Annotated in this window: 19 protein-coding genes; 6 read left to right on the top strand and 13 right to left on the bottom strand. The window is 40.0% G+C overall.

The genetic code is table 11. The features are described 5' to 3' along the window. Nucleotides 1-2 precede the first annotated feature (2 nt). From FLA_RS27915 to mnmG, 3 genes are all read right to left on the bottom strand, one after another. Complete coding sequence (locus tag FLA_RS27915) at nucleotides 3-2786, bottom strand: beta strand repeat-containing protein (RefSeq protein ID WP_076376545.1); 2784 nt, start codon at nucleotides 2784-2786, stop codon at nucleotides 3-5. Nucleotides 2787-2853: 67 nt separating this feature from the next. Beyond that, nucleotides 2854-4059: a hypothetical protein gene (locus FLA_RS27910; protein ID WP_076376543.1), complete on the bottom strand. Its 1206-nt coding sequence runs from the start codon at nucleotides 4057-4059 to the stop codon at nucleotides 2854-2856. Between the two features lie 173 nt (nucleotides 4060-4232). Further along, nucleotides 4233-6101 (bottom strand): tRNA uridine-5-carboxymethylaminomethyl(34) synthesis enzyme MnmG, encoded by a 1869-nt coding sequence (mnmG, locus tag FLA_RS27905; RefSeq protein WP_076376541.1) that lies wholly within the window; start codon nucleotides 6099-6101, stop codon nucleotides 4233-4235. A 2948-nt stretch (nucleotides 6102-9049) separates the two neighbouring features. Here mnmG and FLA_RS31590 point away from each other — a divergent pair. Then, nucleotides 9050-9214, top strand: coding sequence for a hypothetical protein (locus tag FLA_RS31590; RefSeq protein ID WP_159445065.1), 165 nt, complete (start codon nucleotides 9050-9052; stop codon nucleotides 9212-9214). A 974-nt stretch (nucleotides 9215-10188) separates the two neighbouring features. On the opposite strand, the gene ybeY is transcribed toward FLA_RS31590, so the two are convergent. Continuing rightward, nucleotides 10189-10620 carry an rRNA maturation RNase YbeY gene (gene ybeY / locus FLA_RS27895; RefSeq protein ID WP_076376537.1) on the bottom strand — a complete coding sequence of 144 codons (432 nt, stop codon included), beginning with the start codon at nucleotides 10618-10620 and terminating at the stop codon, nucleotides 10189-10191. Between the two features lie 77 nt (nucleotides 10621-10697). Here ybeY and FLA_RS27890 point away from each other — a divergent pair, with 77 nt between their 5' ends. Both FLA_RS27890 and nadD read left to right on the top strand, forming a co-directional pair. Beyond that, nucleotides 10698-10925 (top strand): FeoA family protein, encoded by a 228-nt coding sequence (locus FLA_RS27890; RefSeq protein ID WP_076376535.1) that lies wholly within the window; start codon nucleotides 10698-10700, stop codon nucleotides 10923-10925. Between the two features lie 13 nt (nucleotides 10926-10938). Next, nucleotides 10939-11508: a nicotinate (nicotinamide) nucleotide adenylyltransferase gene (gene nadD, locus FLA_RS27885; protein ID WP_076376533.1), complete on the top strand. Its 570-nt coding sequence runs from the start codon at nucleotides 10939-10941 to the stop codon at nucleotides 11506-11508. A gap of 45 nt (nucleotides 11509-11553) precedes the next feature. On the opposite strand, the gene chrA is transcribed toward nadD, so the two are convergent. From chrA to recQ, 4 genes are all read right to left on the bottom strand, one after another. Then, nucleotides 11554-12765 carry a chromate efflux transporter gene (chrA, locus tag FLA_RS27880; protein ID WP_231940341.1) on the bottom strand — a complete coding sequence of 404 codons (1212 nt, stop codon included), beginning with the start codon at nucleotides 12763-12765 and terminating at the stop codon, nucleotides 11554-11556. A gap of 151 nt (nucleotides 12766-12916) precedes the next feature. Beyond that, entirely contained in the window at nucleotides 12917-13174 is a 258-nt protein-coding gene (locus FLA_RS27875; protein WP_076376529.1) for a hypothetical protein, read from the bottom strand. Nucleotides 13175-13663: 489 nt separating this feature from the next. Beyond that, nucleotides 13664-14146, bottom strand: coding sequence for an ExbD/TolR family protein (locus tag FLA_RS27870; RefSeq protein ID WP_076376526.1), 483 nt, complete (start codon nucleotides 14144-14146; stop codon nucleotides 13664-13666). Nucleotides 14147-14271: 125 nt separating this feature from the next. Beyond that, nucleotides 14272-16590 carry a DNA helicase RecQ gene (recQ, locus tag FLA_RS27865; protein WP_084206047.1) on the bottom strand — a complete coding sequence of 773 codons (2319 nt, stop codon included), beginning with the start codon at nucleotides 16588-16590 and terminating at the stop codon, nucleotides 14272-14274. A gap of 196 nt (nucleotides 16591-16786) precedes the next feature. Here recQ and FLA_RS27860 point away from each other — a divergent pair, with 196 nt between their 5' ends. The 3 genes from FLA_RS27860 (at nucleotide 16787) to FLA_RS27850 (ending at nucleotide 19859) form a co-directional block, all read left to right on the top strand. Further along, nucleotides 16787-17752: a KpsF/GutQ family sugar-phosphate isomerase gene (locus FLA_RS27860; RefSeq protein ID WP_076377374.1), complete on the top strand. Its 966-nt coding sequence runs from the start codon at nucleotides 16787-16789 to the stop codon at nucleotides 17750-17752. A gap of 28 nt (nucleotides 17753-17780) precedes the next feature. Then, entirely contained in the window at nucleotides 17781-18863 is a 1083-nt protein-coding gene (locus FLA_RS27855) for a mannose-1-phosphate guanylyltransferase (protein ID WP_076376524.1), read from the top strand. 90 nt (nucleotides 18864-18953) lie between these two features. After that, entirely contained in the window at nucleotides 18954-19859 is a 906-nt protein-coding gene (locus FLA_RS27850) for a DUF72 domain-containing protein (RefSeq protein WP_076376522.1), read from the top strand. Here FLA_RS27850 and FLA_RS27845 read toward each other — a convergent pair. From FLA_RS27845 to FLA_RS27825, 5 genes are all read right to left on the bottom strand, one after another. Further along, a complete protein-coding gene (locus FLA_RS27845; protein ID WP_076377372.1) occupies nucleotides 19856-20017 on the bottom strand; it encodes a DUF1328 family protein in 162 nt (53 codons plus the stop codon). The genes FLA_RS27850 and FLA_RS27845 overlap by 4 nt on opposite strands. Nucleotides 20018-20113: 96 nt before the next feature. Continuing rightward, nucleotides 20114-21160 carry a nucleoid-associated protein gene (locus tag FLA_RS27840; RefSeq protein WP_076376520.1) on the bottom strand — a complete coding sequence of 349 codons (1047 nt, stop codon included), beginning with the start codon at nucleotides 21158-21160 and terminating at the stop codon, nucleotides 20114-20116. Between the two features lie 21 nt (nucleotides 21161-21181). Next, complete coding sequence (locus FLA_RS27835) at nucleotides 21182-23110, bottom strand: sensor histidine kinase (protein ID WP_076376518.1); 1929 nt, start codon at nucleotides 23108-23110, stop codon at nucleotides 21182-21184. A gap of 42 nt (nucleotides 23111-23152) precedes the next feature. After that, a complete protein-coding gene (locus FLA_RS27830; RefSeq protein ID WP_076376516.1) occupies nucleotides 23153-24340 on the bottom strand; it encodes an NRAMP family divalent metal transporter in 1188 nt (395 codons plus the stop codon). Between the two features lie 24 nt (nucleotides 24341-24364). Further along, nucleotides 24365-25093 carry a 5-oxoprolinase subunit PxpA gene (locus FLA_RS27825; protein ID WP_076376514.1) on the bottom strand — a complete coding sequence of 243 codons (729 nt, stop codon included), beginning with the start codon at nucleotides 25091-25093 and terminating at the stop codon, nucleotides 24365-24367.

Genomic DNA, 25093 nt, shown 5'->3' with positions numbered 1-25093 from the left:
TATTAGTTCCCTTCTACTCTTAAATGTACCACTGTATTTACATCATCTTCAGCAACCAAACTATTTCCTAAAAGAAGCATCAGATAACCTCTTGTTATTTTGATTTGTACAGCGGTAGTGGTTGCTGTAGTGATTACGGCAAAAGGTTGTTGAATAGCATTAGTTCCATTTCTTTGTGCAGTTGCTTGTATATTTAAAACGTTGGTGAAGCCTGCACTACTTATATCAAAATTTAGTGTTCCAGTACCTGCTGTATTAGTAGCTCTACCTATCCAGACCTTTGTCACATTCGCAGTTCCACCTGTTGTATAATAAGTGGGAGAAGTTGGCGTTCTTACAACGTTTCCTGATGCATCTACTCCAATAGATTTTGCGCCACTTGTTTCTGATGTAGCGCTAGTCAATTTTGGTATAGCTAGTCCGCTGGTTCCAGTAGAGCCAGTGTTGTTAACAGTAATTGTGCTATTAAATATTTTTGCTCCCGCAAAAGTTTGGCTGCCAGTATTTATAACTCCTCTGTTGGAAGCATCTGCATCTGGAATATTTAAATTATGTGTAGAGCCTGCGCTATTAAATGCAATAGCTGCAGCGTTCGTAGTTACTCCAAAAGATTGTGTACTTGTTGTAAGCCCATTGAGATTTTGTATAAATGGTAATGAACTGATATTTCTTCTTTCTACCTGACTATTTGTAAGATTTGTCATAAGAAAAAGAGTATCAGTGGTACTATTTGCACCAGCAAGTGTTGTGGTTCCTGAAACTGTCAGATTGTTTTTAAAAGATTTATCTCCACCAAATCTTTGTGTTGTAGCTGTCATTAATCCAGTAATGGTTGAATCCGAATTAGGAATGTTCAAGGTATGTATCGAACCTGAACTAGTAAAACCGATTGGCAGAGCCTGATTTGTAGAGTTAGCGAAAGTTTGTGTTGTGGTTGTTAACCCATTTAAGTTTTGAATACCGGGGAACGAGAATGTACTAAAGTTTCTTCTGGTAACCTGATTATTGGCGTTAATCATCAGGAATCCAGTGTCTGTAGTATTAGATACAGGTGATAAGGTTGTAATTCCTGATACTGTTAGATTTCCCTTGAAAGACTTATCTCCACCAAATCTTTGTGCTGTAGTTGTCACCAATCCTGTAATAGTAGAATCTGCATTGGGGATATTCAAAGTATGTGTAGAGCCAGAACTTGTAAAACCGATAGGTAAAGCCTGGTTAGTAGAGTTAGTGAAAGTCTGTGTTGTAGCTGTTAATCCATTTAAGTTTTGAATACCGGGGAATGAGAATGAACTAAAGTTTCTTCTTGTAACCTGGTTATTGGCATTGATCATTAAAAAGCTGGTATCTGTAGCAGCGGTTGGTGAAAGTGTAGTCGTTCCTGAAACAGTAAGATTGTTTTTGAACGATTTATCTCCACCAAATCTTTGTGCTGTAGCTGTTACCAATCCTGTAATAGTGGAATCTGCATTGGGAATATTCAAAGTATGTATAGAGCCAGAACTAGTAAAACCAATAGGTAAAGCCTGGTTAGTAGAATTAGCGAATGTTTGTGCTGTAGCTGTTAATCCATTCAGGCTTTGAATACCGGGGAATGAGAATGAGCTAAAGTTTCTTCTGGTAACCTGGTTGGCTGCATTGATCATCAGAAAACTGGTATCTGTAGCAGCAGTGGGAGATAACGTAGTAATTCCTGATACTGTAACGTTGTTTTTGAACGATTTATCTCCACCAAATCTCTGTGCACTAGTAGTAACAAATCCTCTTATAGTAGAATCAGCATCAGTGAGATTGAGAGTATGTACTGTTCCGGTGCTTGAAAATCCTATTGCTGTAGCCTGGTTTGCACTTGTAGCAAAGGTTTGAGTGGCTGCGGTTAAACCATTTAAGCTTTGAATACCTGGAAAAGAGCTAAAGTTTCTTTTTGTAACCTGATTAGCTGCATTTAACATCAGGAAATTAGTATCCGTTGTATTAGCTGATGCTATCAATGATGTTATTCCTGCAACTGTAAGGTTATTGGAAAAGGTTTTGTTTCCCGCAAAACTTTGGTCTGTTAGATTAACGAAACCTCTCGTAGATATACTTGCATCTGGTATACTTAATACATGGGAACTACCAGTGCTTGTGAAACCCAGCGCTCCTGCTGTTGCGTTTGTGCTTATGGTTTGTGCGCTTGGTGTCAATCCGTTGATACTTTGTATAGCACCTGAAAATGCAACATTGTTTAAATTTCTTTTAACTACGGTGTTACTGCTATTGAGAAATAAAGCTGTTGTATCTGTGGATGTTGCAGCAGGGTTTAATGTGAATGTGCCGCCCAATGTAGTGTTGCCAATAATACTGGTGTTACCGGTAGCGTCTATTACAATCCGGCTTGTTCCGGCAGTAACGATGTTCAGGGGTACGGCATTATTGGGGCCTAGTTTTTCTGTTCCGGTTAAGCTGTTATTACCTGCCAGATTCCAACTAACTAAACTGGCATTTAACAGGGAATCGGTTGTTATTCTTTGCCAGAAGCCAGACTTACGTAAATACAATCCTCTTCCACTGTTATTGGCCTGATAGTATATCAACATACCATCAGGCGGTGCAAGTGTATTGATGATGGATGTATCGGAAAGCCTGGGCAATAAAAGCCCTTGCCTGTTTCCATTCAATTCAAGTAGTGCTGACTTTTCCAGTGAAGTAGGAGAGGTTCCTATTTTTACTTGCGCTTCACTTTTCACAAATGCCAGCAATAGAATCACCAATAATAATATTTTGTTTCTGATAGGTAATGGCATAAAATAACAACTGCTACATTGTATATAGAAGTAATTGGGTACGGATAAAAACTGTGAGTGTAGGCAGTTATCTTTCTATTACATACCAGGAATTTCCATCTGTTTGTAGTTTAACGAAAGTACCGGAGTTGTAAATATTATAGTCGCTGCTGGTAGATCCTCCTTCTAATAATCCACGGATGGTTACTACTCTGTCGATATCTCCTGCACCAACTCTTTTAATAATATAGACACGACCGTTTAAACCGGTAGGCGCTGGAAGAGTTACTACAACATCTGCTGCAGTTGCATTTACCAGAACTGTATAGTCAGAAACACTTAATGTGGTGGCGGCGCTTATATTTCTGATAGCATATGAAACACTACCTCCCATTTGAACTGTAGAATTAGGAACTGCAGTAGCTGTAGGGGAACCTAATAACACTGAATCACGGAATACTTTATTACCTGCTATGCCTTGTGCTACAGTTGATATACCACCTGGTGTGTTATAGCTGGCAGCGTGTAATATCAAACTATCCGGACCAGCTGCTGCACCTGTTTTTCTTTCTAAGCCCTGGGCATTATCTGTGTTGGCAAAATTTCCAATAACCAAACCTCTGAATGCAGCGGTGTCTAATGTTCTTCTGGATACTGCGCCTGTAGTTGGGTTTATTACCAATACATCATTGAAAGATGTTTTCAATAAGTTGGTGTTCAGGTAAAGACTATCACCAATGCGGGCGTTCTGTAAGTAAACAGAATCTAAAGCTCTGATGAAACGGGTGCTGATAGAATCCTGTACATCCAATCTGTTCTGGATATGTACACTGTCATAAAAGGTAGTAGCGCCATTTGCTTTGATTCTTATTTTGTCAATGCTGTTTGCTATTAACCTTACATCCTGTGCATTTAAACTACCAAACTTTGCATTGGCATCAATGGTATTACCGTCAATACTCCATGCTCTTGTACTGGTAGAGTCTGTAGTAATACGCTGCCAGTAGCCAGATCTATGGATATACAATCCACGGCCTTGCCCGGCAGTAGGATCCAGGTATATCATCATACCATCTGGTGGTGTTAACGCATTAATACCGGTAGTATCACTAAGTCTGGGTAACAGGAAACCTTGTCTCGTACTTTCCAGTTCCAGGATGGCGGATCGGTTAATTGTGGTTGGATTGTTACCAATTTTAACCTGCGCTTTGGTTGTTAACACGGCAGCTAATGCAAAGAACAGAACGATCCCTGTCTTTTTTAGAAAACCGATTTGAGTGTTGAGTTGTATCATGATCTTAGATTAAACACTTTAAAATCGGATAGTGGATTTATGATTGAGTTTTCAAAGGGGTTAGCCATTTAAAACGCAAGTGCCAAATATAATAGGGGCATGAAGTATCTGCCAGTTGTGAACAAAATGAACAGAGGATGGGAAAGGGGATAAAAAGGAAAGGGGAGGTAACCCTACCTCCCCATATAAACCATTAGTATTTGAACGTCACTCGGATTAACACCACTTATTCGGCTGGCTTGTCCTAAGGTTGCGGGCCTTATCTTCTTAAACTTCTGTAAGGCTTCATTACTTAAGGCTGATATTTTATCGTAATCAAACTTATCAGGTATAATGGCATTCTCCATTTGTGCCATCCTTTTTACCAGTTCTTCTTCTTTTTCAATGTATCGTTCATACTTCACTTGTATCTCTGCCTGCTCTATAGCTTCTTTATTCTCATTGGTAAACTCCTGTGCTAAACGGGGGATTGCTTTGAATAAAGAGGGAAGATCGATATCAGGACGAAGAACCAGTTTAGATGCCTTCTGCTTTTCAGTTAAAGGTGATGAATTAATAGAAGACAGGTATTCATTTGCTTCGTCTGGTTCAATAGTAAAGGCTGCCAGTTGTTTCTTGATCCTTTCTACTCCATCCCTTTTATTACTTACTTTTTCCATCCTGTCATCCTTAGCTAATCCCAGCTTATGGCTCATTTCAGTAAGGCGTAGGTCTGCGTTATCCTGACGTAACAGGGTTCTATATTCTGCCCGGCTGGTAAACATGCGGTAAGGTTCTTCTGTACCCTTGCTTATCAGGTCGTCAATTAATACTCCTATGTAAGCTTCGCTTCTTTTCAGTATGAAAGGAGGAAGGTTTTTAGCTTTCAGATGAGCATTCATACCTGCCATTAAACCCTGGCAAGCTGCTTCTTCATACCCGGTAGTACCATTGATCTGACCTGCAAAGAACAGGTTATTGATCATTTTGGTTTCCAGTGAATAGGTTAACTGGGTAGGTGGGAAGAAGTCATACTCGATAGCATAGCCCGGACGGAAGATCCTTACGTTCTCAAACCCTTCAATTTGCCTGATAGCATTGTACTGAACATCTTCCGGAAGGGAAGTTGAGAAACCATTTACATAGATCTCCACGGTGTTAAACCCTTCTGGCTCTACGAATATCTGGTGCCTGTCTCTCTCTGCAAAGCGGTTGATCTTATCTTCTATGCTAGGGCAGTAACGTGGACCTATACCTTCAATACGTCCAGTGAACATAGGACTTCTATCAAAACCAGTCTTCAATGTATCGTGTACCTGCTGGTTGGTATAGGTAATATGACAGCTTATTTGCTGTTCAGGCTTGATCTTTGGAACATCCAGGTATGAGAAGCCAGTGATTTCTTCATCACCTTTTTGTTCTTCCATCTTAGAATAGTCCAGGCTACGTCCATCCACACGGGGAGGAGTACCTGTTTTCAAACGATCGCTTTCAAATCCGAGTTCCACCAGTTGTTCTGTAATACCTGTAGCGGCTTTCTCTGCTACGCGGCCACCACCAAACTGCTTTTCACCTATGTGAATGATACCATTAAGGAAGGTTCCGCTGGTAACTACTACTGATTTGGAATTGATATGATGCCCCAGTCCTGTAACAACACCACAGGCTTTATCTCCTTTGATGATGATATTGCGTACCATATCCTGGTAAAAGTCTATGTTGGAAGTCTGTTCCAGCTTCTCTCTCCATGTAGCAGCAAACAGCATACGATCGTTCTGTGTACGTGGACTCCACATAGCAGGACCTTTACTTCTGTTCAGCATGCGAAACTGGATCATACTTAAGTCAGTTACAATGCCACTATATCCTCCTAATGCATCTATTTCTCTTACAATCTGGCCTTTAGCAATACCACCCATAGCTGGGTTACAACTCATTTGAGCAATAGTCTGCATATTCATGGTAATAAGAAGAACCTTACTACCCATGTTTGCAGCGGCAGCAGCAGCTTCACAGCCTGCGTGACCTGCACCTACTACTATAACATCGTAATCTGGAAACATTGATTATATACTTTTAAACTGGTGCAAAGATACAGGCCTTTAGTACTATAGATGTATTAAAGGTTGCTTGAAGAACGTATCCAAAGGTTCCACGTGAAACCCTTAGATTAGCTACCGTGATAGATTACATGTTTCACGTGGAACCAATAGGTTATTATAGGGTAGTTTAAATAGTAAATGTTTCACGTGGAACAGGTCATTATGGAAGTTAGAATTCTATATGAGGGTTTATTGATCCTGTTACCTTTCTTAAGGTTATCTCTGCTGTACCTCCTGATGGTTACTTTGATCTTAGTTATTGTTTTTCTAACTGCGTTCCACGTGGAACGCAGTTGATTAAGAAGAATACTTGCTTCTATTTGGATTAATTGGCTTTAAAGCTTCCTTTTTGAAAACTACTGCTATCTATTCTAAGTGTACTTTACTATCCCTTACTGAATGGAAAAATCTTTTCTTCTTTCCTTTAAATAATCTATAAACTTTAAATTATAAAGATGAATAGTTAGGTCTATGCTTTAAGTGCTTTTGTAATTAGCTAGGTGTATGTTTCACGTGAAACGTTAACTGTGTTGGGTTAATAAGGTTATTATATGAATGCTGTAAACAGAGTTATTAATTTATAAAGATGTTTAGTGGTCTGGATACTTATTCTATTCGCTTGTGTTGATGATTTAATATGATAATGCTTGCTGGATGTATATAAGAGGATAGGATATTTAGATGAAGTCTTTAAGTAAGTATGTTAATGTAAACCTTTGGTTGGGTAAGTAGAATATATTGCTTGAAGTTAAATGAGGTGTGTGGATGGGATATGAGATTTGAATTATCCAGTTGATTCTTAGAATGTAATAGTGTTGGTTTGTTAGTAGGATAGGCGTATAGCTTCTCTTCTAAGTTATGCTTAGCCTAGTGTCTCTTTAAAGTGTAATAATATATTTAGGGGCTTGTTCTTCTTTATTACTTTGAGGTATTCTTAGTATTGTACTTACTTTCCTTATTTGGTTTCTGATATGACTGATGGGCGTACTTATTATTCCGATTTTTTTAGTGGTATTAATTTATTATGTTCCACGTGGAACTTATTAATTAGGGATAGTAAGGTATGTATATAGTTTGCTTATTAGCTTGTTGATTTATAAACCTATGTTTATTTACTTCCTCCTGTATTGTCTTTTATGAGTATTTGTTGAACTCTTATGTTTTATATGGAACTTATGGATTAGGTAATGAAGAGCTTATATATAGTTTGCTTATTAGCTTGTTGATTTGTAAACCTATGCTTATTACTACTTCCTGTATTGTCTTTTGTACCAGCATTTATTAAACTCTAGTGCTTTATGTGAAACTTATTGATTGGGTAATGGTAAGGTTATGTATATAGTTTACTTATTAGGTGCTGATTGTAAACCATTTGTTTATTTACTGCTTCCTGTATTGTGTTTAATATTAGTACTTATTGGTTTATTGTGTTTCACGTGGAACGATTGATTGGATCTTATAGTAATGATTGATTAGTTAGGGTGGATTTATAGTTATTACTGCTTCTTAGAACTATAATGTAACTTATTGTTTAGGTATAAGGTTCCACGTGGAACTTGTTCTCTAAATACTTATTAGTATTCATAAACACCTTTTCCTGTTTGGATTAATGATCTGTTTATTTAAATCCTTGCCTGAAGACTCTCTTATAAATACTCCCCTTTATTAATAAGATTGCTATAGTGCATGCTGACCCTATTATTGAAACTTCAATAATGCCCACTGCTAGATTGTTGCTGGATCGTATGCTTGTACTATCCTAGATACTATTGATCTTATGTACCTATCTATCATTCATTATGGTTGGTTTATAAGGCAAAGGCACATTGTTATGTTTCACGTGAAACCTTAGGTATCCTTGTTTTCTTGTAGGTATAGTTGTTATTCTATTCCTATGGCAAAACTGATGCTATTATGCCAGGTCGTTTATGCTTACTAATGAAGATGACAGTATAATTAACATAGTTCTTATACTATGAACTAGAAGAAATGTAATATAGCTCCATAGGGAATAATTATTAATAATTCACTATTGGGAGTAAAAATAAAGTTACCCGATATTTTCAGCACAAGTGAACTACCTGTATCCTTTTCCATTATTGCTCGGCCACTGTAATCTTATTGGGTTAGATGGGGAATAGAATGCTTTGTAACAGCCTATGTAGGGATGATGGCAGGCTTCCTGTATGCTATGATGGCGCTTAGATAGAGTAGTCTTTGATTAATCGTTGTGTTTGGTTGGTGTATCAGAGGAGAGGAGGGATGCGTGTTGATGTATTGTCTACCCTGTCATATGTGTAATACCAAGGTTCAGTTGATATATAGTGACAGGTGTATGTCTTGTTTAATTACCCTTTTAAGTACTGGCTAGTGTTATTGGTACAAGTGTTTTATGTATAGCTTATCTATATAGCTATCAGTACATCTTATCAAGGGGATGTTTATCACTTACTAATCTTAGCATTCTATCAGTATAAAATGATCTTTTACTATGAACATCCGGATTGGTTATACAATTAGATCTAGGGGTATCTATCTTAATAATGGATGGAAGTGTGCAGGTAGGTGGTGTAATATCCACGGATACACCACCGGGGTGGTATCAGTCTTTTACCTGTACCATCAGAAGCTATACGTTCTGATGCTATAGAGTAACAGTAGTGTTCATTGACTTTTACGTCCGACTAAGCTTTGGGTATTTCCTACAGTAATAAAATGTTTCACTTGCTTAGGCTGGCAAAGCCTGGATACAGGCATGCCAGATCTATTTATTCCTTACCAGGATCAATTATAACTAAAGGCTGGATAAACTCTATAGGTAGTTCTTCTATGTATGAATTGCAAGTAAAGGGAGAAAGGTATATAGCTAAAGTGTTTATACAAGGTACTACTTATAAAAGCAATCAGGTATGGTATTTACTTTATTTCACCTGGTACTGGTAAACTTCCATTGTAATGTGTGGTGTAAGGTATCTATCACTAAAGATGCTATTGCAAAGCATGGATGCTATAGATGGAATAGTGTAAGTCTTCTGAACAACCTTAATGGCTGGTATATAGCCTTGCTTTATTAATCTAAATGGATAATGGAAACTATCGCTTAACAACAGCTGTAGTGTATGTAGTTATTTGAACAGGTAATATATGGTATGAATAGCTGTTACATAACATAGGGGATAGTTGTCTGGTAGGTGCGTATCTGATAGAGGTAGTATAGAGTTACCTATGAGTAATATAGATTATTGTGGCTTGCTCCTGTAAGTAAGTGCTAATAGGGAAGGAGTGCAGTTGTAGTTAAGCAACATTATAGAACACCCACTTAAGAAAGGAATAGATACTAACTAAGCGATAGATCTAGCGGAACCAAGTGTACAGCACAGTAGGTATTACATCTATTCCTGCAAGGGCATATTGGAATTACTAATACTAAGTAAACACTATAGATAGTTTCCAGGCTACCCTAGGGACTTTCCTTAATGAATCTGTTCGGTAGTGGAATGGTCTATTCGATGTTTATCTAAAGAGGGAGAAAGTAAACTGGGTATATCCAAACGAGTGTTGATTGAATGCAGTTGTCTTGAACAACACTGCCCAAACATCCCTGGTAAGATAGTAATGTATAGTATCAAGCATACGAGCCAGCTGTGTATAGAAGTAAATGTGCAGCCAGTAACAGGTCGTGATAATGTTGGTGATTACGCTCGCTATTAAACTACTATCATCGAATACTTTCAGGCTGCCCCAGGCTTTGTGTTAATTCATCTGGCAACTCTATCCATCTTACAAGTAAAAGGGGATACTGTATATCCTGATAGTTAAACACTGCTCAGGTATACATGCAATCGAACATGATGAACCAGATGGAATAGTATTAGCCCGCATGAAGTAAGGAAAAGCTGTGCAGGGTATTATGCCATACCTATCCAGTTTATTTACGGTTAGCAGAACCAGGTTGAAACCCTATTACTAAAACTGAAACAACTCAGTCTTCCATAACTCCTCGGCACCTATAAAAGAAAAAGGCGCTTCTTCAGAAACGCCTTGCTATTTATTTGTACTTCTTTTCAAAGGAAAGGATGTACTGTTCTTCCTTTTTGCGCATCTCACTTACCTGGTCTTTGGTTTTATCCTTGTAGCCACACAAATGCAAGGCGCCATGAAATAAAACCCTCAGCATTTCACGGGTAAAGGTGGTGCCCTGGGTAATGGCATTCTCTTTTACCCTGTCTACGCTGATGTACACCTCAGATGTGGTAGCATCCCCTTCACTTAAATCAAAAGTGATAATGTCGGTGTAATAGTCGTGCTGTAGAAAATCCTTGTTTATCTGTAACAGGTATTCGTCAGAGCAGAATATATACCGGATCTCTTCCAGTTTCTTCTTTTCCTTAGAAAACAGGTATTCAATGTGCTGCTTGCAGTTTTCTTTGCCGGTAAGGGATAACTTACGGTCGGCATAGTTAAAATGTACCTTCTTCAATTAATTAACAATTTGTCTTCCAAAATTCGTAACATTTTGCGGATACCTCACATTACTTTTGCGCATATTTACTCGTTATGAAACGTTTATCAGAGATCGGCATCGGGAGAAAGGTAATTATCAAGTCTTTTGAGAATGATGAAATATTCATCAAACTGATGGAGATGGGATGTATACCAGGAGAAATGATAAGGGTAGAACAGAAGGCTCCGCTGGGCGATCCTATTTCTATTACGGTAGCAGGGTATAATCTTAGCCTGCGCTTAAATGAAGCAGATCATATTTTTGTAGAGGAAATTATCTAAACCTCCTCTCAATATGAACATCGGTCTTTACTTTGGTTCCTTTAATCCTGTGCATACAGGTCACCTTATTATCGCGAGTTACGTAGCTAACCTTAAAATGACCGATCAGGTTTGGTTTGTGGTTTCTCCACAAAACCCACTGAAAAAAGCGCATTCCCTTTTAAATGAATACGACCGGCTGAATCTGATTCACCTGGCCATAGACGAGGACGATCGCTTTAAGGTGTCAGACGTAGAGTTTAAACTTCCCAAGCCTTCCTATACCATCGATACACTTACTTACCTGCAGGAGAAACATCCCAAGTATACTTTCTCGCTTATTATGGGTTCCGACAGTTTTCAAAACCTCACCCGCTGGAAGAATTACGAGCTGCTGGTGAAGAACTATCCCTTTATCATTTACGAAAGAGAAGGTTTCCCCGTTGAAGACACGCTGGGTGCCCAATGTACTTTTGTAAAAGCTCCTTTGCTTAACATCTCGGCAACAGATATACGAACCATGATAAAAGAAGGCATGAGTTTGAAGTATGTAGTGCCGGAAAAGGTAAAAGAGGAGATAGAGAAGAACGGGTATTACAAATAAACAACGGAATGCTCCTGTAAGGCTAAATAAGGACCCTTTAGTGCCTTAAATAAGCCATCCTAATAAAAGACATGCAATAACGATAAACGGGGGCCTAATGCGCCCCCATTTCAATAATAGAAAGGTGGCAATGATCACCAGGGGGTTTAAAATATGTGCTGTAGAGCCGTCTGTAACATCCATAGAGATGTTTTTCATCAGGAAGAAGGTAGCTCCGGTCATAATACCTACTGCGGCGGCGTTAATGCCCTCTAATGACCGGTAAATGACCGCATATTTTTTCAGGTTATTCCACACCGGGAAAAAAAACAACACTAACAAGGCACTGGGCAGGAATAAAGCCACCGAACCTATTACACAACCCAGTATGTGCATGCCTGTTCCTTTTTTACGCAACAACATCCCACCAGTATAAGATCCAATGGAAAAAACAGGCCCGGGTAAGGCGCGAACAATGCCCGATCCGGTTAAAAACTCTTTTTGCGTCATGCGTAAAGCACGGGGATTGTTTTTTTCTGCCTGTATGGTATTGGGGCGAATTACGTACTGTTCGTACATCATGGTCATCAACACATCACCACCACCAAACACCAGGCTGCCAAAACGGTAAAAATTCTCGAACAGGTTGTAAACACCCCGGTTAGGCCATTCTTTTTTACGGGCTGTTTCACTTAAAAAGCCCGCAAGCATGAAAAGCGCGAGAAAGATGAGAATATTACCCCATTTTATCTTTTTAGGCGGAACACCTTGCTGTGGAATACGTTTATCGCTGAAATTGGTGGCAATACCCGCAGCTATAATAATTCCCGGGAATATCCAGGGCGATTTGAATAAAAAATACACCAGCAAGGAGGCCACAGCCATGATAATGCGGGTGATAGGATTATTTACCGATAATTTAAACAACCGGTAGGCGGAATAACTGATAAATCCCACCGCAAGGGGTTGTATAAACTGGAATATCCTGTTATTGAAAGATTGTCCGTCGAAATAGCTCAATAAAAAAGATAAAGCCCCCATAATGGTACAGGCAGGCAATAACCACATCACCAACGTAAGAATAGCCAGCGGAATACCACCTCTTTTGTAACCTATTAACGTTAAAGTTTGTGTAGAAGAAGCGCCAGGCAATAACTGGCAAAAAGCATTGTATTCTAACAACTCCTGCTCGGTAACATCCTTCCGCTGCCTTACAAACGTACTGAGCATCATACTAAAATGACCCTGCGGACCGCCAAAAGCAGTTAGGCTATGCACCAATACCGCTTTTAAAAAAGGTATGTGTCTAATTAATACCAAAACAGGTATATGTCATTGGAGTGTTGATAGTTAAGCTTCAAAATAACAAAATAAAAAAGTCCCACCCAAAAAGGTAGGACGGTTAGTATACATACCCCCAATTGAAAGACTATGGTTTTATAAACCGAATTGCCTGAATAAAGGTTCCCCCAATAAATGCATTCAACACGTAATTCCCCGTATTCAGATCGGTCATGTTCAGGTACAGCTGTTGCGCACCTAATTCTACTTTTTCAATGATTGTTTTGGCGATTCTGCCTTGTACGTCTAATACCTTTAAAATCAAGTCTCCTGGTTTGCTTACAGCAACTTCCAGCAGGTCAAGGCCGTCGTTTAATAGTGTAAGTTGAATGTTTCCAGGATGCATGTTCTATTCATTTTCAAAAGGTTAAGAATCCCCTAATGCAGGAGAAATTATTCAAATATGATGCCAACGAAAATGATTTCGCTGCGTGGGGAAATGAGGAAAAATGAATATATATTATTTATATGTGTTATTAGTAGGCTAGTAAGAAGATAACGGAAGGGAATTAAGATAAAAAGTCTGGCCTCATCCTATGCTGCCAGACTCTTGACCTAATTAGCGAGGAAATTTTTCCAACGCTTAAACTCTTTTTTCTCTTTTGTTTCAAACAAGCTCGGTATAGTTTTGATCGCCTTTGTAAACGCGACCATTATGCCGGTTTGTTTTTTAGGGGGTTGCTTCATACGAAAGGGGGATTTAGTATGGTTATATGTTAAATCATACACTAATTTATTACATGTCCCCACATGTGCAAAAAAAATGGGTAAAAAAATCAATATTTTTTTTATTTTTCCACGTTTCCCCTTATTATAAGGGATATTTTCCCCACTTTTAGTTCGTCAGCAACACATATTTGTCAATTTGATTTATCAACATCTCGTCTAATACATCTACCATGTTCTTGTAATTAGATTGATTGGTAGGTTTTATAATCACCACTAATTCCTTCGGTTGATGATGATGTGCTGCCATATCCTTCCTTTTTTCCAGTAAAACATTGCGCAGTCCGTCCGGTGCGAAAGTAGTATGAGAAGTATGTGCGCTGTCTGCTCCAAAGTAATAAGCGATCTTATTATCTCCTTCTAAAATCAATTGAACAGTTTTTTCTTCAGATATTACGGAAGGTTGTTTCGTTGGTTTTTCATCCGGTACCGTTATTTTCATGGCCATTGAACTGGACATGGTAGTGGTAAAGATGAAAAACGTAATAAGCAGGAAACCTAGGTCTACCATAGGTGTAAGGTCTACTCGGGTTGATTTTTTAGCCATTCTGCCTTTTGTCTTTTTTCCGGGTTGTTGCATTAATTCAGCCATAACAGTTGTTTATTAATGAGATGCTATAGAGCTGAATTTTCATAAACCCCTGCCTGTTAATAACCGTAATAAAAAAGCGGGTGCATCTTAAAAGATACACCCGCTTTCTATTAAAGTGGAATCAATTAGTTTCCGTATTCACATAAAAACTTGATCCTCATTATTTTAACCTGCTCCCAGTTATAGTTACCGTCTGATAATTCTTCCAGGGCCAGTTGCAGAGAAGAGGTTTCGCAATTACGGAAGTAATCCATAATCTCGTCCTGCTCATCATCGTCCAGAATATCGTCAATGGCGTAATCCAGGTTCAGTTTGGTGCCACTGGCTACAATGGTTTCCATTTCTTCCAATAAAGCATCTAAGCGCAGGTCTTTGTTACGGGCAATAGTTTCCAGCGGTATCTTTTTATCTACGTTTTGGATAATGTAGATTTTGTTACTGCTTTTGTTAGCTACCGACTTCATTACAAAATCGTCTGGCTTTTCTATGTTGTTTTCTTCTACATAGCGCTCAATAATATCAATAAACGGTTTACCGTAACGGGCGGCCTTTCCTTTACTTACACCAGAACATTTTTCCAGTTCCTGTATAGTAGTCGGGAACATAGTGGCCATGTCCTGCAGGGATGATTCCAGGAAGATGACAAACGGAGGTAAACCTTTCTTTTTTGCTTCTTTCTGACGAAGCTCTTTCAGCATTTCAAACAGCTTGTCATCTGTAGCACCGGCACCGCCGCCACCTTTTTCGGCTTCGTCGTCGTCTTCATTGGCATCTTCAAACAGGTTGTTCAACACTATTTTAAAAGAAGCCGGTTTTTTCAGGAATTTCTCACCAGCCGGAGCCATTTTCAGCAAACCATATTCTTCAATGTCTTTGCGAATCATGTTTTCCAGCAACAGTTGCCTGATAAGGCTGTTCCAGAAATGTTCGTCTCTATCCTTACCAGTACCGAAAGCAGGCAAGCCTTCGTGACGGAACATGCTGATTTGCGGAGTCAGTTTTCCAATTAAAACATTGATCACATATTCAGCAGGGAAGCGCTCGTCTAAAGCGGTTACCGCTTTCAATACTTTTACCGCTTCCTCTTTAGCTTCTACTTTTTCTTTGGCATTCAAACAGTTATCACAATTTCCACAGTTCACTGTGTCCCATTCTTCCCCAAAGTAGTGTAACAATATCTTCCTGCGACAAACAGCGCTTTCTGCATAAGCCACTGTTTCATTAATTAACTGGGCGCCAACTTCGCGTTCGCTCAACGGCTTATCGCGCATCAGGTGTTCCAGTTTAGCCACATCTTTATGAGAATAATATAAGATACACTTGCCTTCTAAGCCATCACGACCAGCACGACCAGTTTCCTGGTAGTAGTTTTCGATAGACTTAGGAATGTTGAAATGGATTACGAAGCGGATATCTGGTTTGTCAATACCCATCCCAAAAGCGATGGTAGCTACAATTACCTGAACATCTTCGTTTAAAAACTGGTCTTGTCTGTCAGCACGAAGTTTGGCATCCAAACCAGCGTGGTAGGCAACCGCTTTAATGTTGTTAGCAACCAGCACCTCCGCCAGCTCCTCCGTAGTTTTCCGGTTGAGCGTATAAATAATACCGCTTTTGCCTTTGTTCTGAGAAATGAAACGAACAATGCTTTTTACGGTTTGTTCTTTCTTTATTTTAGGCTGTATCTCGTAATACAGGTTGGTTCTGTTGAAAGAAGACACTAAAACAGCCGGTTCGCGTAAGCCCAGGTTTTTTAAAATATCACTCTGCACTTTAGGAGTAGCCGTTGCTGTCAGTGCAATCATGGGAATATCCGGGTTGATAATCTCCATCATTTCACGCAGGCGTCTGTATTCAGGACGGAAATCGTGACCCCATTCCGAAATACAGTGTGCTTCGTCTACCGCAAAAAAAGAAATCTTTAAGTCGCTGAAAAATTCCAGGTTTTCCTGTTTGGTCAAAGTTTCAGGGGCTACATATAATAACTTGGTTTTGCCGGCAAGTAAATCGTCTTTTACTTCCCTAACCTGTGCTTTATTTAAAGAGGAGTTTAAAAAATGCGCTACGTTGTCTTTTTCGCTGTATCCACGCACCAGGTCTACCTGGTTTTTCATCAAAGCAATCAATGGGCTAACAACGATGGCGCAACCTTCCAAAATCATGGCCGGTAACTGGTAGCAAAGACTTTTACCACCGCCGGTTGGCATAATTACAAAAGTATCATTGCCGTTGAGTAAGCTGTTGATGGCTTCTATTTGCCGGCCTTTGAACTGGCTAAAACCAAAATGTTCCTGAATAGCAGCGTGAATGTCGTAGCTGTGTTCCAAGGCTTCGCCTTCTTTTACTGGCCTGGCCTTTGGGGTAGTGGTTTTTTTAGGGGATATTGTTGTCTTACCCTTCGCCGGGGTTGCGCCGGAAGACGATTTTTTAGTACTTGTTGCCATTTTCTTCTATTATAACCCTTTCGCACATACCGCGGGATGCTTATGAATGTTCTCTAATAACTGTTATTTATAAAAAATTATGCTAACAGGGCGGCGTTGTTAATAGGTGAAACCTGTACGTAAAAAAGGGGAAGCGAAGTTACTAAGTATAAGGTTATTGAGGAAGACTTTGATGTTAAAGTTTACCTTTGGGGGCATGAATGTGGAAATTTTACATACTGCTTTAAAAACCATTCAGTTAGAAGCAGAATCCATAAGCGGATTGGCCAATTTTATAGATAAATCTTTTGAAAAGGCGCTGGAAAGCATTCACCAATCTAAGGGAAGAGTGGTCATCAGCGGTATTGGAAAGAGCGCTATTGTAGGGCAAAAAATTGTAGCTACCCTTAATTCTACGGGTACACCCGCCCTTTTTATGCATGCGGCAGATGCCATTCATGGCGATTTGGGAATGATTCAGCAGGATGATGTGGTGATAGTTATCAGCAAAAGTGGCGAAAGCCCAGAAGTAAAAGTGCTGGTGCCCCTTATCAAAAACTTTGGTAACATACTTATTGGCATGGTAGGAAACACAGATTCTTTCCTTGCCCGCGAATCAGATATTATATTAAACACTACTGTAAATCAGGAAGCTTGCCCTAACAACCTGGCGCCTACCTGCAGCACTACTGCACAAATGGTGATGGGAGATACCCTTGCAGTATGCCTGATGAAGATGAATGGATTTACCGGCAGGGATTTTGCGAAATATCATCCTGGTGGAAATTTAGGAAAGCGCTTATATTTGAGGGTATCAGATTTGTACCCCCAGAATGCACAGCCCGCTGTTTTGCCTTCCGCTACTTTGAAAGAAATCATTGTGGTTATTTCTAAAAGCAGGTTGGGAACAACCGCAGTAGTGAATGAAGCAGAGCAGTTAGTGGGTATTATTACAGACGGTGATGTAAGGCGTATGCTGGAAACTACTGATGATATCAGCAAGGTGCAGGCATCTGACATATTTAATAAAAACCCTAAAACAATAGAACCCGATACCCTGGCGGTGGATGCCCTGGAAACCTTGCGTAAATTTGACATCAGCCAACTAATGGTGGTGGATACACACGGAAAATATATGGGGGTGTTGCATTTACACGACCTGGTGCGGGAGGGAATTATATAAACACCTATTTTTGAAATAACAACATCGCATGAATCGACATCATTATGTGGCTATTATGGCGGGTGGCATCGGTAGCCGCTTCTGGCCAAAAAGCCGGACCAGTTACCCGAAGCAGTTTCTTGATATCCTGAATAGTGGAAAAACCCTTATTCAATGGACATTTGAACGTTTTACAAAGTTCATCCCTGAAGAGAACATTTACATTGTAACATCTGAAGAGTATGTGGATATTGTAAAAGAGCAATTGCCCAATATCAACCCTGCGTGTATTGTAGCTGAGCCCAGCCGCAAAAACACCGCTCCATGTGTTGCTTATATTTCTTATAAAATAGCACAGAAAGATCCGGAAGCATCTTTAATCGTTGCTCCCAGCGATCACCTGATACTGGATACGGATACTTTTGAAAAAGTAGCTTTACAGGCGCTGGATTTCGCTTCTCATTTAAAAGCTTTTGTTACACTGGGCATTAAACCTACGTATCCTAACACGGGTTACGGTTACATCCAGCATGAGACGATGCCTGTAGCGGATAATATTTATAAAGTAAAAACCTTCACCGAAAAGCCTAACCTGGAAATTGCAAAAACTTTCCTGGCCAGCGGCGATTTTCTGTGGAATGCAGGCATTTTTATCTGGCAGGTAAAAAGCATTATTAATGCTTTTGAAAAATATCAGCCCGAAATGAATGAGCTGTTTGCTGTTGAAAAAGACAAATTCAATACGCCGGCCGAAAAAGAAGCGATAGAACGCATTTATCCACAGTGTACCAATGTATCTATTGATATTGCTATCATGGAAAAAGCGGATAACGTATACCTGATACCTGCTTCTTTTGGTTGGAGTGATCTTGGCACCTGGAACAGTGCTTACGATAACCTGGAAAAAGATTACCTGGGTAATGCTGTTGCCGGTGATAATGTGATGATTGTGGATGCTACTAAATGTATGATCAGCGCTCCGGACGAAAAGCTAGTATTACTGCAGGGGCTGGATGATATGATAGTTGTAGATACTAAGGATGTACTGCTTATCTGTAAAAAAGATAAAGAGCAGGATATTAAAGAATACGTAGCAGAAGTTAAACGCAACAAAGGCGAAAAGCATTTGTAGTATATATCTTTCAAAAACGTGAATTGCCGGATCTGTATTATCACAATGCTGGTCTGCAATTCACGTTTTCATTTTAAATAGCGCTTGTACATGGACTTTGGAAAAGTAACAGCAAAAGAGCTGGACCAGATCAATTTTACGTTACCGGCCGATCCGGCCTGGAACCAACAGATATTACCGAGCAACAGAGATAGAAACCTACAGGTATATATAGGCAGCCCGCGTTGGGGAGTAAAAGAGTGGTTAGGTAAAATTTATCCAAAAGGAATCAAAGACACCCAGTTTTTAGATTACTATGTACATCAGTTCAATACCATAGAACTGAACGCCACACATTACCAGGTGTTTGAACCGGAAACCATTTCCCGCTGGGCCGAAAAAGCCATTGGTGTTCCTTTTTTTAAATTTTGCCCCAAGTTTCCGCAATCCATCAGCCACTATAGTTCTTTTGAAAATGTAGAGGATACTACCAATAAATTCCTGGCCGGTATTGTTGAATTTAAACATCACCTGGGCCCGGTGTTTTTGCAGGTAAGTGAAAAATATTCGCCCGAAAGAAGAGATCAGCTGTTTAATTATATAGCCAGCCTGCCTAAAGATGTCCGGTTTTTCCTGGAAGTGCGCCACCAGGATTGGTTTTCAGGTGCGAAAGTGTTTTTAGAACTGCTACAGTTTTTAAAAGAACAGAAAGTAGGGTTGGTAATTACAGATACTGCGGGAAGAAGGGATTGTGCGCATATGCACCTGAGCGTTCCGGTTTGTTTTGTGCGTTTTGTTGCCAACAGCCTGCATCCTACCGATTATACCCGTATAGATGAATGGGTAAACAGGCTTACTTACTGGATAGAAAAAGGAGTTCAGGAAATATACTTCTTTATACATACGCACAACGAAGTACACTCACCCGAACTCGCCGTTTATTTAATAAATAAGTTGAACGAGGCTACAGGCCTGAAATTGAAAAAGCCTGAGTTATTACAACAAACGTTGTTCTAAACACTTCTTCTGCCACCTATCAGTGATAACAGGAACAGTACTAAGAAGATAAAGAACAAAATTTTTGCAATAGAGGCAGCTCCTGCGGCAATGCCGGTGAAGCCGAAAATAGCAGCAATAAGCGCTACGATTAAAAATGTGACAGTCCAGCGTAACATAGATATAGCATTTAACGGATTAAAAAAATCGGTGTACGCTATATGAATTTCACAAAGCATGCCAAAGGTGTTGCCAGGGGCATACCTATACCAGCACTAACTTTCCTCGTCAAAATACAGCTTGTAGTAATACTTTCCGCTCATTTCATCTACCCCACGCTCCATTAAATCCCGCCTGCCGTGTATATAAATGTGAAAGTTTTTGTCCAATTTCAGCACCGTTTTGTAGCTTTTCTGTTGTTGTTTAACCGCTGAAACGTGTATCGCAAACTCATCATCAATGGTAATATTCTTAGAACTTTCGTAATTGCGCTTGTATTCCATAAAGCTATCCACTACTTCTTCGTGGTGCATTACTTCCTGGGCAAAACTTTCCATAGTAAAGTTTTCGTTGGTTTTGAAGTAATCCATCGATTTGTTCAGCAAATCAATCTGGTCACTTTTGGCCACTTCAAACTTCTCGGGGTATTCTTTGGTAATAAAATTTTTGCAAAGGCTCAGGTAGTTATTGGTGTGGTGATAACTATCTGCGTAGGGTTCTACCTGTAAAAAGTCTTTTATCCAGTATTGTGTTTCCTGTTGTTTGTTGGTGGCGTCTACTACACACGCTACATAACCGGTTTCGCGGTCTTTTTTAAATATCAAACAGCCTTTGTCCAGTTTGTTGATATTAATACCTTCTTCGTGAATAACCTCCATGCTTTGCCCATGTGGAAATACTTTTAAAAAAGTTTCCTTGTTTTCCGACTTAAACAGCCCGATAGCCTGCACATATTCAGTTCCAAACGGAACTTCGGCAAAGTGCGCTACGTAAAACTCACCTTCTTTTACTTTTACGTGTGTGCTTTTGGTGTAAAGGAAATGTGCCAGTAAAGCAGACTGTGCTGCAAAAGAAGCGGGGTTATCAAAAATTTCTGCACAGTAGGTATATACCTCGTTGAGGGCAACATCACTAATGTGAGTGAAGTGGTATTGCTCATTTTCGTTGAACGATCCCAGGAAATATTTGGTAAGCAGCTTACCAACTATTTCATCATTCAAGGTAAGGGCGTTAGCCGATAACTTCAATTCTTCACCACGGGTAGGATTACCTACTTTATGTACGATTACTTCTTTTAACTGAACACTGTCTATCCCGGTCATAACTGCGAAGATAATAATGCGCTAATAATCTTTGCCATCCCTGTTGGAATGTTGCACTGATGGAATCCGGATAAAAATGCGCGTACCGTTTTTATGGTCTTCAGATGTGCTTTTTTTACCATTCGACATATGAAATGCGCCATTGAGTAGCTGCACCCGGCTTTCTATGTTGCGCAAGCCAATGCCTTTTTTCTCGTTTAGTACCGATGGGTCAAAGCCTACACCATTGTCTTCGGCTATTATCAGCAGGTTCTTTTTACGATAAGCAAATTCCAGCGTAACGGTGGTGGCGTGGGCGTGTTTAATAATATTGGTCATAATCTCCTGTACAATACGGAAAATGTTCAGCCTTACTTCTTCCGGGAAATCCTCATCCGAATACTGCGATATAAAATGAATATCCAGCGGCTTTTCTGCTTTCAGCGTAATTTTCTTGTGCAGGTCTTGTATGTATAATTCAATAATGCGGTTTAACGAGTGATCTTTAATATAAGCAGGCATCAGGTTGTGCGAAATATTGCGCGCTTCTGCCTGTGCGGTGCTTACATAGTCGCTGATAATATCAATTTCTTCAATTAACTCAGCAGGTGTAGAAGTTACATTGCGCGATAATCCCAGCAGCTTAAACCGGATAGCGGTTAAGGTACCGGACAAACTATCGTGAATTTCCTTGGCACTGTTGGCTTTTTCAATTTCCTGCGCCTGTATAATTTTCTGGTAGGTTTTTAGTTTGTAAGAAGTATACCTGCGGGCAATGGCGTAGGTTAACAGGATTATCTCAATTAAAATACCCGCCTGCAACATAGTTTCGGTATAGTAAGTAGCACCTACCACGCCCCATTCCAGCAAAGCCAGGTTAAAAATGCCTATCACCTTTATAATACTCGCGCTGAAATAAAACCGGGCTTCCACACTTCCTTTCATTAAAGTAACCAGCAATGATATTAACACGGTAACAATGCTTATCACTATAACGGCCAGGAATAAGCAGATGTAAATATTATTTACCTGGAAGCTACTGGTGTTCAGGTTCACAAAAATGGGAATGATGGCCACTGCTGCCAGCATCACTTTGCATATATTACCCCATTTGTATAGGTATGGATGCGTAGCACGCATGTTTAGCAGCACCTGGCTTATCTGGATGTTCAGTAACAGGTTGATAGAAGAAAAGGTGGCGGTAATGGCTGAGTTAACGGGAGGGTAGCCACTCCATATAAATTCAAACCCTAAACCAAAATAGCCGAGAAACCAGATGATGGAAGTAAGAATATACAACCCATAATACAGGTAAAGTTTGTGTTTGGTGTTGATGTAAAACAAGAAACTGAATATAGAAACAAACACCAGGATGCCGTATGTAATACCATCCGATAAATAGCTGCGGTTTACCTTGGCTTCAAATGCTTTGTCCTTATAAATTTTAAGGGGTAGCAAAAAGGTATGGCCTACCTGGTTAATGTGTAAAAAATAATCTTTTTGTTCGCCTTTGTCCAGGGTAAGGGCATATTGAAAATTCTTGTGCAGCGAGGTTCTTTGTTCAAAAGGATAAAAATCGCCCAGCTTACCCAGCGAGCGAATGCCATTTTTTGTTTTCTCAAATAATTCCAGTTCGTTAATCCGCGAGCATTGAGCGTCTATCATTAACTGCGTTTGTCCGCTTCCCTGGTTATGAATGGCAAAATGAAACCAGTATTGTTTGCGGGCAATACCCGCGTTGTACACGGCGGTGTTCACCGGTTTAAAATTTCCCAGCTGGTACAATTGCACCAACGAATCAATGCTCAATTGCTCATCGTTGGTTTTAAACAACGACCAGGTATTGGGATGAAGAGAGTAATCATCCTTCCGGTCAAAAATATTAATTACCTTATCCTGTGCCTTACAATAAATGCCGGTATATAGAATAACTACGAACAGTAAAAGTGTTTTTCTGCAGTTTATCATCATTTAGCTATAATAATAATCAAGAATTTTTTACAATAACAAAGGTTACAGGTGCATCAATGCGGCAATTGTTTTTACCGACATCCACCCCATAATTAACATCACAATCACACCCAGCACAGTTAATATCCACGGGTGTTTATAGGTTCCTGCAATAGCAGGTTTATGAATTGCCAGTAACATAATTAATAACGAAACAGGTAAAATCATCCCATTTACGGCACCTGCTGCAATTAAGATGGTAACCGGGTTGCCGGTTAACAAAAATATAGCCCCGGATATGGCAATGAAAACAATGGTAACTGCCTTGGCATTGGCATCGGCCGCAACGTGCATGGTACGTAAAAAGGAAACAGAAGTGTAGGCGCTGCCTACTACCGAAGTAATAGCTGCACTCCACATTACCAGCCCAAAAATTTTATATCCTGTTATACCGGCTGCCTGCTTAAACATAGAAGCTGGTGGGTTATCCTGTGCAATAGGAAGGCCTTGCATTACCACACCCAGGGCAGCCAGGAATAATAAAATACGCATAACCGAAGCAATGCCAATACCGGTAACTGCTCCGCGAGTGGTTTGCGCCATGGATTCTTTTCCTTTTACACCAGCGTCCAGCAGCCGGTGTGCGCCGGAAAAAGTAATATAGCCGCCTACTGTTCCACCAACCAGCGTAATAATAGCCGTTACATTCATAGTATCGGGTACTATTGATTTTTGCAATGCCAAACCCAATGGCGGATGTGCTGTGTAAACCACATACAGGGTTAGTATAATCATTAAAATACCCAGCCATTTAGAAAAAGTGTCCATAGCCCGCAGCGCATCTTTTATTACAAAAAGCACAATAGCAATAACAGCACTGATCAAAGCGCCTGTTGACACAGGTATACCCAACAACACATTTAAACCCAACCCGGCACCGGCAATGTTACCTATATTAAATATCAGCCCGCCCAGTACAATTAGTACGGATAGGAAATGACCTGTTCCGGGAAATAATATATTGGCTATTTCGGGTGCTTTTTTTCCACTGGCAACTATAATGCGCCAGATGTTTAGCTGAACGCCAATGTCCAGTAAAATAGAAATGAGTATAACAAAACCAAAACTTGCCTGTAGCGATGCAGTGAAAACAGTGGTTTGTGTTAAGAAACCAGGACCAATGGCTGAGGTGGCCATTAAAAAGGCAGCACCTAACAGAACAGATAACCTGGAATTGTGTTTAGATAGCATAAGCGTTGTTAGTGAATTGGAATATTATACAGGTGCCTGCATAGAAATATGGTGTTGTTGAAAATTTGCCTGCAGTGCCTGTGCAAAAGCCACCGCCTTTTCTCCATCTCCATGAATGCAAACCGTTTCGGCCAGTACCTGCTTTTGCGTAATAAATTGCAACACCTGCTCCACCGCTTTTCCTGCATCATGTATCATAGCGCCGGGTTGATTGCGTGGGGTAAGTGAGCCATCAGGCAAATACGTGCGGTCAGCGAAAATTTCACTGCAGGTGCGCAACTGTATCTGTTGTGCTTCCTCTATCAGCAAACTACCTGCTAAACCGTATAAATACAAAGTACTGTCAAAATCTTTAACCGCCTGTGCAATGGCTTTTGCCATTGTTTTGTCTTTTGCGGCCATATTGTATAAAGCGCCGTGTGGTTTAACATGATGCAGGGTGGTGCCGGCTGCTTTTACAAAGGCAAACAGGGCGCCTACCTGGTATAATACCATCTGATAAATTTCGGAAGGAGTGTATACCATATTTCTTCTGCCAAAACCCTGGATATCCGGAAAACCGGGGTGCGCACCCACGGCTACATTATATTGTTTACAAAGTGCTATTGTACTTTGCATAATGCCTGCATCCCCTGCATGAAATCCACAGGCAATATTTGCAGAGGTAATAAAAGGCATAATAGCTTCGTCGTTGCCCAGTGTATAGGCTCCAAAGCTCTCACCCAGATCGCAGTTGATATCAATGTGTATCAT

Source organism: Filimonas lacunae (genome assembly GCF_002355595.1).
GTDB classification, from domain to species: Bacteria; Bacteroidota; Bacteroidia; order Chitinophagales; family Chitinophagaceae; genus Filimonas; species Filimonas lacunae.
Note: the sequence above shows the minus strand (reverse complement) of the source record. Positions and strands in the feature narration are given on the sequence as shown.

Bases quoted from the DNA above. Each gene is read 5' to 3' on its own strand.
- FLA_RS27860 (WP_076377374.1), top strand. From the start codon at position 16,787: ATGAATGTGGAAATTTTACATACTGCTTTAAAAACCATTCAGTTAGAA.
- FLA_RS27915 (WP_076376545.1), bottom strand. From the start codon at position 2,786: ATGCCATTACCTATCAGAAACAAAATATTATTATTGGTGATTCTATTG.
- mnmG (WP_076376541.1), bottom strand. From the start codon at position 6,101: ATGTTTCCAGATTACGATGTTATAGTAGTAGGTGCAGGTCACGCAGGC.
- FLA_RS27855 (WP_076376524.1), top strand. From the start codon at position 17,781: ATGAATCGACATCATTATGTGGCTATTATGGCGGGTGGCATCGGTAGC.
- FLA_RS27825 (WP_076376514.1), bottom strand. From the start codon at position 25,093: ATGATACACATTGATATCAACTGCGATCTGGGTGAGAGCTTTGGAGCC.
- recQ (WP_084206047.1), bottom strand. From the start codon at position 16,590: ATGGCAACAAGTACTAAAAAATCGTCTTCCGGCGCAACCCCGGCGAAG.
- FLA_RS27870 (WP_076376526.1), bottom strand. From the start codon at position 14,146: ATGGCTGAATTAATGCAACAACCCGGAAAAAAGACAAAAGGCAGAATG.
- FLA_RS27830 (WP_076376516.1), bottom strand. From the start codon at position 24,340: ATGCTATCTAAACACAATTCCAGGTTATCTGTTCTGTTAGGTGCTGCC.
- FLA_RS27835 (WP_076376518.1), bottom strand. From the start codon at position 23,110: ATGATGATAAACTGCAGAAAAACACTTTTACTGTTCGTAGTTATTCTA.
- nadD (WP_076376533.1), top strand. From the start codon at position 10,939: ATGAACATCGGTCTTTACTTTGGTTCCTTTAATCCTGTGCATACAGGT.
- FLA_RS31590 (WP_159445065.1), top strand. From the start codon at position 9,050: ATGGTATTTACTTTATTTCACCTGGTACTGGTAAACTTCCATTGTAAT.
- FLA_RS27850 (WP_076376522.1), top strand. From the start codon at position 18,954: ATGGACTTTGGAAAAGTAACAGCAAAAGAGCTGGACCAGATCAATTTT.
- FLA_RS27910 (WP_076376543.1), bottom strand. From the start codon at position 4,059: ATGATACAACTCAACACTCAAATCGGTTTTCTAAAAAAGACAGGGATC.
- FLA_RS27875 (WP_076376529.1), bottom strand. From the start codon at position 13,174: ATGCATCCTGGAAACATTCAACTTACACTATTAAACGACGGCCTTGAC.
- FLA_RS27840 (WP_076376520.1), bottom strand. From the start codon at position 21,160: ATGACCGGGATAGACAGTGTTCAGTTAAAAGAAGTAATCGTACATAAA.
- FLA_RS27890 (WP_076376535.1), top strand. From the start codon at position 10,698: ATGAAACGTTTATCAGAGATCGGCATCGGGAGAAAGGTAATTATCAAG.
- FLA_RS27845 (WP_076377372.1), bottom strand. From the start codon at position 20,017: ATGTTACGCTGGACTGTCACATTTTTAATCGTAGCGCTTATTGCTGCT.